Source organism: Aeribacillus sp. FSL K6-1305 (assembly GCF_038050115.1).
Classification (GTDB): Bacteria; Bacillota; Bacilli; order Bacillales; family Aeribacillaceae; genus Aeribacillus; species Aeribacillus composti.
Genome location: NZ_JBBOQV010000001.1, coordinates 1300507 through 1312947 on the forward strand (window position 1 = coordinate 1300507; position 12441 = coordinate 1312947).

Below are 12441 nucleotides of genomic sequence, written 5' to 3' on the forward strand. Positions count from 1 at the left end.
CATTATATACATTTTCTTATGAATTTTAAACTGTTTTCTTTAAAGTTGGGCGAGGGATTTGATTAAATTTGCCATTTCAATTGCCGATAGTGCTGCGTCCCAGCCTTTATTGCCCGCTTTCGTTCCTGCTCGTTCAATCGCTTGCTCGATATTTTCCGTCGTGACGACGCCAAATATTACCGGCACTCCTGTTTGCAGAGAAGCGTTCGCAATCCCTTTTGCCGCTTCATTGCATACGTAATCGTAATGCGTAGTGGATCCACGGATAACTGTTCCTAAGGCAATGACCGCATCGTATTTTTTGGACTCAGCCAGTTTTTTGGATACAAGCGGGATTTCAAAAGCCCCCGGAACCCATGCAACATCAATGTCGCTTTCCGAAACGCCGTGGCGGATGAGAGCATCGATTGCTCCGCTTAACAGCTTGCTTGTAATAAATTCATTAAATCTTGATACGACAATTCCGATTTTCAAATCTTTTCCGACTAAATGTCCTTCAATTTTGTTTATGCTCATTAGTATAACCTCCCGCTAAATATGAAGTAGATGTCCTAGTTTCGATTTTTTTGTTTTCAAATATTTTTCATTATCCTTGTTTGCCGGTATTTCAATTGGAACCCGCTCCAATATTTCAAGTCCGTATTCTTGCATTTCTTTCATTTTTCTCGGATTGTTTGTCATTAAACGAATAGACTTGGCTCCAATATCCTTCAGCATCTGTGCTGCAACAGCATATTCTCTTTGATCCGGCTGAAAGCCGAGCTCCTCATTTGCTTCGACCGTATCATAACCTTTTTCTTGAAGCTTATATGCTTTCAATTTATTTATTAGCCCGATCCCCCTGCCTTCTTGGCGCAAATAGAGCAAAATTCCGCTTCCTTCTTTTTCAATTTCACTCAATGCAGAATGAAGCTGCGGGCCGCAGTCGCATCTGTGAGAATGAAAGACGTCTCCTGTCAGGCATTCTGAATGGATTCTAACTAAAACGGGATGCTCCGGCTTAATTTCACCCTTCACCAGCGCAATATGCTCTTTTCCATCATACAAGCTGGTATAACCGATGGCTTTAAAACGGCCAAAACCTGTCGGAAGCTCGATTTCCACTTCTTTTTTGATTAATTCCTCCCGTTTTCTGCGGTATTGAATTAAATCTTGAATCGTGATCATTTTTAAATTGTATTGTTCCGCTATTTCTTTTAATTGAGGAACCCGAGCCATTGTTCCGTCTTCATTAATAATTTCGCAAATGACGCCAGCTGGAAAGCATCCTGCCAGCTTTGCCAAATCAACGGCTGCTTCCGTGTGGCCGGCTCTTTTTAATACTCCTTCGTTCTTTGCAATCAACGGGAAAACATGTCCGGGTCTTTTAAAATCCTCCGCCCTTGCATCCGGCTGAATGAGCGACTGAATCGTTTTAGCTCGCTCATATGCGCTGATTCCCGTCGTTGTTGTTTGATGATCGATGCTGACAGTAAACGCGGTTTGGTGCAAATCTGTATTTTCCGCTACCATAGGGTGAAGCTGCAAACGGTGCGCTAACGATTCCGTGATCGGCACACAAACGAGACCTTTTCCTTTCGAAATCATAAAATTGATCATTTCAGGGGTGGAAAACTCAGCTAGACCGACAAAATCTCCTTCGTTTTCCCGATTCTCATCATCCACGACAATGATCACTTTCCCCTGTTTTAAATCTGCGATGGCATCCTCAATGGAATGAAACATTATTCTATCACCTCTATTCACTGTAAAAACCGTGCTTTTGCAAAAAATCAACGGTAATTCCGGTTGGCGCCTCTTTGCGAGCAAACTTTTCTAAATATTTCCCGATCAAATCACATTCAATATTGACCTTATCGCCAATCTCCTTTTCCCCAATAATTGTTTCTGAATATGTGTGAGGAATAATCGAAATCGTAAAGGTTTGTTCTGTTAAGCCGAAAATGGTTAAACTCGTTCCGTCAACTGCAACTGAACCTTTTAATATCATGTAATAAAGCAAATCTTTAGGAGCTTTAATTTGATAATAAACAGCATTTTCCTTTCTTTCTTTTTTGACGATCGTGCCAACGCCATCAACATGTCCTGAAACGATGTGGCCGCCAAATCGGTCGCCAACAGCCATTGCCCTTTCCAAATTCACCTTTGATCCGGTTTTTAATGTACCAAATGTCGTTGCCGCCATCGTCTCAGGCATGACATCCACAGAAAAATAATTCGATTCAAAGTCGGTGACCGTTAAACAGACTCCGTTGACGGCAATGCTGTCGCCTATTTTTACATCTTGCAAAATGTTTTTTGCATAAATTTCTAAAATTACTGCTTGATTCGTTCCTTTTACTGATTTGATTTCCCCTATTTCTTCAATGATTCCAGTAAACAATCTTGTCCACCTCTTTTCGGAACGGAGACAATTTTCACATCTTCTCCTATTTTCGTAACGGACTGAATTTCAAATGAATGTGCCATGCTCATCTTTAATGCTTCATCGCCCATGACGGCTGATATTCCTTCAGGGTCCCCCAATATTTTGGGTGCAAAATACACGATTAATTCATTCACCGCTTCCGCTTTTAAAAATGAAGCATGGACTCTTGCTCCTCCTTCAACGAACAGGGAGGTGATGCCTCGCTCGCCTAATATTTTTAAAATATTTGGGATATTCCATTGATCATGTAAAGTCAACACTTCTATTCCTAATTTTTTCAGTTCCGCTTTTTTATTGAGATCCCCATCTTGGCAAATGACCCAAGTTTCTGCTTCCTTGTCAGTTATCACATTGGCATCCAGCGGAATTCGCAGATGGGTATCTAAAATAATCCGTATCGGTGTTCGTTTGCGATCCGGCAGCCGACAAGTCAGACTTGGATTGTCTTTTACAATTGTATTAACACCCACTAAAATGCCGTCGTGTATTTCTCTGTAACGGTGCACATCCTGTCTTGCTTCCTCTCCGGTAATCCACTTGCTGTCACCTGTTTTTGTAGCAATTTTCCCATCGAATGTTGCGGCATATTTTAATGTGACAAACGGAGTGTTTGTTTGAATGTAATGAAAGAAAACTTTGTTAAGTTCATGTCCATTTTTTTGCAATATCCCGGCTTCCACATCGATTCCAGCATCTTGCAAAGCTTTCACACCGCGTCCACTTACGAGAGGATTCGGATCCAAAGCAGCTACAACGACCCGTTTAATCCCTCTTTTGATAATAAGCTCAGAGCAGGGAGGAGTTTTGCCAAAATGGCTGCAAGGTTCAAGCGTGACGTACAGCGTTGCACCTTTTGCCTTTTCCCCAGCCATATTTAAAGCATGAACTTCCGCATGGGGTTCCCCAGCCTTTAAATGCGCTCCAAACCCGATCAGTTCCCCATCCTTCACAACGACCGCTCCCACCAACGGGTTAGGGCTCGTTTGGCCGATTGCTTGTTTCGCTAGCTGAAAGGCAAATTCCATCCATTTTTCGTCATTCATGAAGGACACACCTCCCTTTTGTTGATTTCAAAACAAAAGCCCCGGGTTTGTTCCCCCAGGGCTTGATGATCACTTTAACGAAAAGAAGGTATACTCAAATAAGAGTATAAAATCTGTTCTTTTTGAACAGTTTATACTCCTCACCTTCAAAAGTGATCCTTCTCCCATCCAGACTATACTGTCGGCTCTGGATTTTCACCAGATCCACCGCAAAGGCGTTCCGCCAATGCGGGTCACGGGCTAAAAAAGCTTAAAAGCTTTTATCACCGCCGGTCGGGAATTTCACCCTGCCCCGAAGGATGCATCATTCATTTTATGTTATTTTCAATGGGAAAAACGGCTGCTTCCTCTTGCTTCCCACCTTCCATTTTGAAGCATTCACGAGTTTTGAAAAAGAAACAAAGCTGAAGAAAACAGCCAATTATTTTACTATTATCTCCCTTCAAACGGTCTTCTGTCAAGAAAGCAATCTTTGACCAATATGAAAAAGTGCCATTTTATCGATTATTTCTCTCCTACACTTGACCGCATCTACAAGAATTATATTATCAACTAAAGCTGAGCGGTATTCAGCTAGTCAGCAATGAACATCCAATAGACGAGTCCCCAAATAATGCTCAATACAACAAGAACAATAAATAACATCCAGTTTTTCATTCTCATTTTGTACATCCCTTTCTATTTGAAAGAGGAATTTAATTTTCATACACTTCTACTTTTTTCATTACATCTCCGTTTTTCATGCTCAACACAGTTTCCATGCCTGAAGTTACTTGGCCAAAAACAGTATGAACTCCATCCAAGTGAGGCTGAGGTTCATGAACGATAAAAAATTGACAAGAGCCTGTATCCCTGCCTGCGTGAGCCATAGAAATGGCGCCGGTTACATGTTTATGTGGATTGCCATCTGTTTCGCATTTGATCGTATATCCTGCATTACCAGTGCCGTTGCCATTCGGACATCCGCCTTGGCTTACAAACCCTGGAATAACACGATGAAAAGTCAAACCGTCATAAAAGCCTGAATTCGCAAGTTTTTCAAAGTTCTTCACTGTATTTGGAGCTTCATTCGGAAAAAGCTCAAATTCAATTTTTTCTCCGTTTTCCATTAAAATGTAGCCTTTTTTGCTCATAAAACAGCTCCCTTTCATGAAAAAATTTTCTCTTTATTTTATCATAGAGTAAAACATAAAATACAGATGAAACGTTTTAGTATATATATACGTCTTAAATGGTTGAAAGTTTTTGCACTCTATAATCATATATTCGAAGTCATGTTCGCTTAGGAGGTTAAGTGATGAAAAAAATCGTTTTATCCATATTACTTGCTATTGGGTTGGCAACACCAACTACTAGTTTTGCTGATTCTGTTGTTGGAGATGTTATTGTCACGTTAGGCAGCGATTTAACGGAGCAGCAAAAGCAGGATCTCTTAAAGGAAATGGGCGTACCAGATAACGTGCAAACGGTCACCGTGACAAACGAAGAGGAGCACAAATATTTAGGGGATTATATTCCGAAAGCGCAAATCGGTTCAAAAGCGATCTCTTCTTCCAAAATACAAATTGAGAAAAAGGGATCTGGTTTAGAAGTCCAAACAAACAACATAAACTGGGTCACGGATGAAATGTACTTAAATGCGCTCATGACAGCTGGTGTCAAAGATGCAAATGTTTATGTCACCGCGCCTTTTGAAGTTTCCGGAACAGCCGCTTTAACAGGGTTGATAAAAGCTTATGAAGTTTCGACTGATAAAGCGATCCCTGAAGACGTGAAACAGGTCGCCAACCAAGAGCTGGTGGAAACAGCAAAGCTTGGAGATAAGATTGGTGACGAAAATGCTTCGGCATTAATTGCAAAAGTAAAAGAACAGATGTCCGAAAACGGCGTTCCGAAAAATGACCAAGAGTTAAGAGAAATGATTGAACAAGCAGCAAAAGATTTGCAAATAAATCTTTCCGAAGATGATATAAACAATTTAATCCTCTTATTTAACAATATGATTAACGTCAATATCAATTGGGATGAAGTCGGAAACCAGCTTGACAAAGCAAAAGACAAAATTTCTAAATTTCTCGAATCCGAAGAAGGACAAAGCTTTTTGCAAAAATTGAAAGAATTCTTTTCTTCGATCATTGATGCCATCGCATCGTTTTTCCAATAATGAAAAAGGCGTCTTCAACTAATGTTGAGACGCCGTTTTTCGTTTACGGTTGACCGACTTCCGCTTTTAAAGGCAAATCGAGACTGACTAAATCCTCGTATGTTTCCCTTTTGACGACAAGTCTCGCTTCGCCGTTTTCAACAAATACAACAGCAGGCCGAGCGATCCGGTTATAATTATTTGCCATAGAATATCCGTAAGCTCCCGTGCAAAAAACAGCTAATATATCGCCTGCTTTTACGGTAGGAAGGGATAAATCCCAAATGAGCATGTCCCCGCTTTCGCAGCATTTTCCAGCAATCGATACAGTCTCAGAACATTCGTCATTCATCCGGTTGGCAAGAGCCCCCTCGTATTTTGCCTGGTACAAAGCAGGCCGGATGTTGTCGCTCATGCCTCCGTCCACCGCAACATATTTGCGAATGTTAGGGACGACCTTTTGAGATCCTATCGAGTACAAGGTTGTTCCTGCATCCCCGACGAGAGAGCGTCCTGGCTCAATCCATATTTCAGGGAGAGGAATTTGAAGCTTCTCAGAGTGTCCTTTCACAACTTCCACCATTTTTTCAACATATACATTCATTGGCAGAGGATCATCCTCTTTCGTATATCGAATTCCGAATCCTCCCCCTAAGTTTACAACTTTCGGAACAAACTGAAACTTCTCTTTCCAAATAGAAATTTTCCCAAAAATCTTTCCTGCTGCTAAAACAAATCCTTCAGTGCCAAAAATTTGCGAACCGATATGGCAATGGATTCCTAATAGCTGTAAATGCGATTGATTTTTTACAAGCTCAATCGCTTTTTCGATTTGACCATTATGAAGGTCGAATCCAAATTTCGAATCTTCCTGCCCGGTTGTAATGTAATCATGTGTATGTGCCTCGACGCCCGGTGTAACGCGAAGCAATACCGCAACTTTTTTATTCATTTGCCGGCAAAGAGAAGATAAAACATCAATTTCATAAAAATTATCAATCACAATGCAACCGATATTTGCCTCCAGAGCCATTGCAAGCTCGTCGATGCTTTTATTGTTTCCATGAAAATGAATTTTTTCCGGAGGAAATCCTGCTTTTAATGCCGTATACAGTTCACCGCCTGAAACGACATCAAGAGAAAGCCCTTCCTCATTTGCAAGCTGCACCATTGCAATGGAAGAAAAGGCTTTGCTTGCATAAGCAACTTGATATGGAACTCCTAATGATTCAAATGTATTTTTAAAAGAACGGGCTCGTTCGCGAATGAGTGCGACATCGTATACATATAACGGTGTCCCATACTGTTTGACAAGTTCAACTGTATCGACACCGCCGATTTCTAAATGCCCTAACTGGTTGATTTTACTTGTTCCCTGTAAATACAAAGACTAGCCCCCGCTTTCGTGAACGTAAAAGTTAAAAATACATTACCATAAAACATTTTCTCTTTCAAATTTTTTTAAGGCTGCTTTTTTACGTTCTGCGGATGAACAATGCTTGGCCTTACTTTTATATGAGGCACCGACGACCTGACGATGATCTGCCAAAAGGCTTGAGGATTAAAAGGGATAAACGGCCATAAATAAGGCGTATTTAACGATCGAATGCTGGCAAGGAAAAGGATGAACAGTGTGCAGCCGATCACTAATCCGGGCACTTTAAAGATCACTACTAATAGCAGCAATACAAAACGAACGATTTTATTGGCTACGCTCAATTCATAGCTCGGGGTTGCAAAAGTACCGACCGCCGCAATGGAAACGTACAAAATAACTTCCGGCGAAAACAAACCGACATCGATGGCAATTTGTCCTATGAGAACTGCTGCAATTAAACCCATCGCCACTGAAAGAGCTGTCGGTGTATGAATGGCTGCCATTCTTAAAAGCTCAATCCCTATGTCAGCAAGAAAAATTTGAACAACAATCGGAATATTTTTTTCTTTGTTTGGTCCAATGTAAGATATAGCCTCCGGCAGTAAAGACGGCTGCACTACATACAGCATCCAAAGAGGAAGCAAATAAATAGAAGCTAGCATGCCAAAAAAGCGCACCCATCTGACAAACGTTCCGGCCGCTGGCGCCTGACGGTATTCTTCGGCGTGCTGAACATGGTGAAAAAAAGTAGTTGGCGTAATAATGACACTCGGGGACGTGTCAACAAGAATAATGACATGTCCTTCCAGCAAATGAACTGCAGCTACATCCGCTCTTTCCGTATAGCGGACAAGCGGAAACGGATTAAAGCCTTGCTTTACTAAAAATTCTTCAATTGTTTTATCTGCCATTGGAAGCCCGTCAATCTTTATCGTTTTTAACTCCTTTTTGATCACTTCAATTAATCCTGGATCCGCCACATCTTCCAAATACGCGATCGCAATGTCGGTTTTTGATCGCTCGCCGATTTTCATGATTTCATATCTCAGACGTTCGTCCCTTATTCTTCTCCGAATCAGTCCCGTGTTGACAACGATATTTTCCACAAAACCGTCACGTGCGCCGCGGATCACTTTTTCCGTATCCGGCTCTTCCGGCTGTCTTCCAGGATAGTTGCGGACATCGACAACAAAAGCAAAATCGCTGTCTTCGACAAAAAAAACGACTAAGCCTGACAACACTTGATCGACTGCTTCATCAAGCGTTTGAACCAATGTTACTTGCTGATGAACGAGACGGTTTTTGACAATTTCCTTTAAACGATTGGCTTCCGTTTCATGATCATTGATTTTCAAAAGCTCCTTGATCAGTTCGATGACATAAAGTGAATCGCAAAGTCCTGTCACATAATATAAATGCACTTGTTTTCCGAGAAGCATAAATTTGCGCACGCCTAAATCAAAGCTTGTTCCTAAGCCAATATGATCTCGAAAAAATTTTTCGGTATCTTGCAGCTTGGGAGAGATTTGACTTTTTTCTTGATCGGTTAATTTCGTCATGCTATCGAATCCTTTCTCTTCATCATTCATGTTCAGCTCACCTTTTCCCACCTTTCTATCTCTGTCTTTCAAAAACTACTCCGTGAGCTATGGCCGGGATCGATTCGTTCAGCTTGATCATCGTTTTACTTAACAGAGCCCCGGTTGCCACCATCAATACTCGTTTTAAATTTCCTTTTTTCATTTCTTGGAATATGTGACCGTAAGTTACAACTGCTGAACAAGCACATCCGCTCCCGCCGGCAAATGCTCTTTGTGCTGGATGAAAAATTAACAGCCCGCAATCTGAATGGTTGCCTCGGATGTCGTACCCATCCTCAAGCAATAATTCCTTCAGCTTCGGACTGCCGACTCCCGAAAGATCGCCGGTAAGAATTAAATCGTAGTCAGAAGGAGTCCGATTTAAATCACGAAAGTGCTGCTTAATTGTATCTGCAGCTGCCGGCGCCATTGCGGACCCCATATCATAAGGGTTTTTCCTGCCAACATCGATCACCTTGCCGATCGTTGCAGCCGTTATGGCAATCTCACTTTCGTCTTTGCTGATTAATACAGCACCTGCCCCTGTTACGGTTGTCGTCGCTGTTTCTGGTTTTTGTCCGCCGAAATTCGTTGGATGCCGAAACTGCTTTTCAGCTGCGCCATAATGGCTGCTTGTGGCAGCGATAATTTTGTTCGCGAACCCCCCATCGATCAGCGCGCATGCCGCAGCGACTGTTTCCATTGAAGTCGAACAGGCCCCGTACATACATAACAGCGGAATATTGAGCATTCTAGCTGTATAGTTCGATGTAGCATTTTGGTTCAATAAATCCCCCGCCAAAAACAAATCAATATCCTCTTCCTTTAATTCAGCTTTTTTTAAACAGCGGCTGATCGCCTGCTCCATTAAATTCCGCTCGGCCAATTCCCAAGACGGCGCACCGCAGTACATATCATCAAAATGAGCATCAAATGTTTCCTTAAGCGGTCCTTTCGCTTCCTTCGGCCCAACGACAGTTGCCGTTTTATTGACAAACAATTTATGCTGAAACACCCATGTTTGCTTTCCCGTTAACCGCATCATGCTATGTTTCCTCCGATCATATGACAAATTGCCTTTACAGACCAGCAAAATAAAGCCAATGAAACAAAGAGCCGCAAATTTTTCCTAAAACGATCGCCATCATCAACATAACGATTTTGTCATCAATGCCGATCCTTTTCGCTAATATCGGAAATACATTCAGCACTTCTGTTAATGCTGCTGCAAGCATTCCGACAAATATTCCGTAAAGGAGACCGATCGGGATAAACCAATAATGCGAAGCATGCAAATAGACGGGAGAGAGGCTGAACCAACCGCCGGACACGGCGCCAAGAATAACAGCCCATTCATACAAACGAATCCATTTTATTGTCTTCGTCAGCTGCATGAGTCTTGGAATGATTCCGAGAACAGATAAAAACGCAACAAATCCACACCCGACAGCCAAGCCCCCTGCAAACCCCGTAAACAAAAGCATGAACCATTTAATCATCATCATTTTTCACGCTTTCTTTGTTTTCGTTTATGGCGATGTATTGGTCGAGATCCATTTGATAATTAAAAATCTCGACTTCCAACGGACTCGGCTCTTCATTAAATTTCTTTTTAAAAACGTGATTAAAAAACAGAACCATTCCCAGCCCCAAACCGATGGAGTAGGGGATTTGCAAAATTAACGGCTTATCGATCTTATTGCCAGTGAAAAACTGATACAAATTGCGATGCATCCGCTGCATGCTGACATCTTCATGAAAGTTCATAATCGTTAAAGCCGATCCGACAAATAATAACAGCCATACAAGAAAAAAAAGGACGGGAGCAAATTTTTTTCGATGATTTTGAATTTCAACAATTGTTTGCGTCGGCCCAACAGGTTGGACATCAAGGGAAGGATCAATGGATTGGATTTTTTCTATGACGTTGATGACATCAATGACAACATATGTTTTATCTTTTGATTGAATTTGATGAATGATTTGATCCCCCATTTTGCTGATTAACGCTTCGTCTGCAATTATTTTCGCGATTTTGTTAAGCGTGATCCTTTCGTTCGGTTTTGCCTGAATACGATGCTTTAGACGCACATAAACCGTTTTATTCACGCCCTGTCACATCCTACTTTTTTCTAATAGTATGAAACGTTCGCCACTCCCTCATGCAAAATGATCAAGACCATTTATTTCCACAAAAAAAGACCAAAGAGCTATCCGCTCATTCGGTCTTTCATTTGCTTTAATATTTTCTTTTCCAGTCTGGACACCTGAACTTGTGAGATTCCTAACCGTTTTGCGACTTCCGACTGTGTTTGATCTTTATAATACCGCAAATAAACGATCAGCCGCTCCCGCTCGCCTAAATCGTTCATAGCATCTTTTAATGCTATTTGATCAAACCATTTTTGCTCATTTTGATCTGCAATTTGATCCAGCAATGTAATCGGATCGCCATCATTTTCATAAACCGTTTCATGGATGGAGGAAGGTGCACGTACAGCTTCTTGTGCAAGAACGATATCTTCAGGTGAAATATCTAAGTAGTCAGCGATCTCCCCTACTGTTGGCACCTTGCCAAGTGTTTTGGACAGTTCCTCTCTAGCCCGTCTAATTTTATTTCCGAGCTCTTTTAATGAACGGCTCACTTTTACTGTTCCGTCATCCCGGATGAATCGTTGAATTTCTCCTATAATCATCGGAACAGCATAAGTGGAAAATTTAACATCATACGACAAATCAAACTTATCGACCGATTTCACTAAGCCAATGCAGCCGATTTGAAATAGATCATCCGCCTCATAGCCTCGGTTTAAAAATCGCTGCACAACTGACCAAACGAGCCGCATGTTTTTTTGGATAAGCAAATCGCGGGCTGCCTGATCGCCTTGCTGGCTTCTTTTAATCAAATCCCTGACTTCCTGATCCTTCAATTGTCCATTCGAATGTTCGTTCTTGACCTCCACATCCATAAGCTAATCTCCTTAATTACATAAAGCTTTGCTTTTTGTAAGATGTTTTGTTAATCGAATGATTGTGCCTTTATTTTTTTCCGATTCTATTTTCACTTCATCCATAAAATTTTCCATGATGGTAAATCCCATTCCTGAACGCTCCAGCTCAGGCTTTGTTGTAAAAAGCGGCTGTCTAGCTTCTTCAATGTTGTCAATTCCTACCCCTTCATCTCGAATCGTCAAATGAACGATATGGTCCTCTAGCGTGCAGGAAATATACACAATACCGTCAGGATTATTTTCATAACCGTGAATGATCGCATTTGTCACAGCTTCGGAAACTACTGTTTTGATTTCGGTTAGTTCATCGATCGTCGGATCCAGCTGTGCGATAAAGGAAGCTACAGCTACTCTTGCAAATGATTCATTTTGACTTACAGCGGAAAATTGAAGCTTCATTTCGTTTTTCATGACGCCACCCCCAACGTTTGCAAAGCCGCTTTCTCTGTCTCGGCCAGATGAATAATTTTAAATAAACCTGACATGTCAAAAAGACGCTTTACACTCGGGGAGATGGCGCAAACAATCATTTCACCGCCGAGATGTTTTATTTGCTTATAACGCCCGAGAATCACTCCAAGTCCAGAGCTATCCATAAAAGTTAATTGTTCTAAATTTAATAAAATATGTTGAATAGAGTTATTTTCGATGGCATCATTGACTTTTTGCCGAAGTTCCTCTGCTGTATGGTGGTCGAGCTCCCCTGACAGACGTATCAATAACACGTTTTCTTTTACTTCAAGGTCAACCGCTAGACTCAAGATCATATTCCTCCTTCAACTATGATATTGAATCTTTCGAGTTGACCTTTCATATTTCCTGCCTGAAGACAAAACTAGTGGAATTTCGCCAAAAATA

The 12441-nt window shown here is 41.4% G+C and carries 14 protein-coding genes and 1 riboswitch; of the genes, 1 reads left to right on the top strand and 13 read right to left on the bottom strand.

The features are described from left to right. Positions 1-39: 39 nt before the first annotated feature. The 5 genes from ribH to NST97_RS06240 all read right to left on the bottom strand — a co-directional run bounded on the left by ribH (position 40) and on the right by NST97_RS06240 (position 4604). Positions 40-510: a 6,7-dimethyl-8-ribityllumazine synthase gene (gene ribH, locus NST97_RS06220; RefSeq protein WP_063388660.1), complete on the bottom strand. Its 471-nt coding sequence runs from the start codon at positions 508-510 to the stop codon at positions 40-42. Between the two features lie 21 nt (positions 511-531). Beyond that, the gene (locus NST97_RS06225) at positions 532-1725 is read right to left on the bottom strand and encodes a bifunctional 3,4-dihydroxy-2-butanone-4-phosphate synthase/GTP cyclohydrolase II (RefSeq protein ID WP_063388637.1); all 1194 of its coding nucleotides are present in this window, start codon (positions 1723-1725) and stop codon (positions 532-534) included. Positions 1726-1738: 13 nt separating this feature from the next. Continuing rightward, positions 1739-2383, bottom strand: a complete 645-nt coding sequence (gene ribE, locus NST97_RS06230) for a riboflavin synthase (RefSeq protein ID WP_341343039.1) — start codon at positions 2381-2383, stop codon at positions 1739-1741. Then, positions 2356-3471, bottom strand: a complete 1116-nt coding sequence (gene ribD / locus NST97_RS06235) for a bifunctional diaminohydroxyphosphoribosylaminopyrimidine deaminase/5-amino-6-(5-phosphoribosylamino)uracil reductase RibD (protein WP_341343040.1) — start codon at positions 3469-3471, stop codon at positions 2356-2358. Before ribD ends, ribE begins: the two co-directional genes overlap by 28 nt. Positions 3472-3623: 152 nt before the next feature. After that, a riboswitch (FMN riboswitch) is annotated at positions 3624-3775 on the bottom strand. A 391-nt stretch (positions 3776-4166) separates the two neighbouring features. Next, positions 4167-4604: a peptidylprolyl isomerase gene (locus tag NST97_RS06240; protein WP_063388640.1), complete on the bottom strand. Its 438-nt coding sequence runs from the start codon at positions 4602-4604 to the stop codon at positions 4167-4169. Between the two features lie 164 nt (positions 4605-4768). Here NST97_RS06240 and NST97_RS06245 point away from each other — a divergent pair, with 164 nt between their 5' ends. After that, a complete protein-coding gene (locus NST97_RS06245) occupies positions 4769-5635 on the top strand; it encodes a DUF1002 domain-containing protein (RefSeq protein WP_066247675.1) in 867 nt (288 codons plus the stop codon). A 43-nt stretch (positions 5636-5678) separates the two neighbouring features. Here NST97_RS06245 and lysA read toward each other — a convergent pair whose 3' ends face one another. The 8 genes from lysA to spoIIAA all read right to left on the bottom strand — a co-directional run bounded on the left by lysA (position 5679) and on the right by spoIIAA (position 12344). Then, the gene (lysA, locus tag NST97_RS06250) at positions 5679-7001 is read right to left on the bottom strand and encodes a diaminopimelate decarboxylase (protein ID WP_094246161.1); all 1323 of its coding nucleotides are present in this window, start codon (positions 6999-7001) and stop codon (positions 5679-5681) included. Positions 7002-7075: 74 nt separating this feature from the next. After that, entirely contained in the window at positions 7076-8551 is a 1476-nt protein-coding gene (locus tag NST97_RS06255) for a spore germination protein (protein ID WP_327855896.1), read from the bottom strand. A 55-nt stretch (positions 8552-8606) separates the two neighbouring features. Next, positions 8607-9614 (bottom strand): stage V sporulation protein AD, encoded by a 1008-nt coding sequence (gene spoVAD / locus NST97_RS06260; RefSeq protein ID WP_063388662.1) that lies wholly within the window; start codon positions 9612-9614, stop codon positions 8607-8609. Positions 9615-9651: 37 nt separating this feature from the next. Then, positions 9652-10074, bottom strand: coding sequence for a stage V sporulation protein AB (locus NST97_RS06265; protein ID WP_063388663.1), 423 nt, complete (start codon positions 10072-10074; stop codon positions 9652-9654). Further along, positions 10064-10681, bottom strand: coding sequence for a stage V sporulation protein AA (locus NST97_RS06270; protein WP_063388643.1), 618 nt, complete (start codon positions 10679-10681; stop codon positions 10064-10066). Before NST97_RS06270 ends, NST97_RS06265 begins: the two co-directional genes overlap by 11 nt. A gap of 101 nt (positions 10682-10782) precedes the next feature. Next, positions 10783-11541, bottom strand: a complete 759-nt coding sequence (sigF, locus tag NST97_RS06275) for an RNA polymerase sporulation sigma factor SigF (RefSeq protein ID WP_063388329.1) — start codon at positions 11539-11541, stop codon at positions 10783-10785. A 12-nt stretch (positions 11542-11553) separates the two neighbouring features. After that, positions 11554-11994, bottom strand: coding sequence for an anti-sigma F factor (spoIIAB, locus tag NST97_RS06280; RefSeq protein ID WP_063388330.1), 441 nt, complete (start codon positions 11992-11994; stop codon positions 11554-11556). After that, a complete protein-coding gene (gene spoIIAA / locus NST97_RS06285; protein ID WP_063388331.1) occupies positions 11991-12344 on the bottom strand; it encodes an anti-sigma F factor antagonist in 354 nt (117 codons plus the stop codon). The genes spoIIAB and spoIIAA overlap by 4 nt, the downstream gene beginning before the upstream one ends. Positions 12345-12441 lie beyond the last annotated feature (97 nt).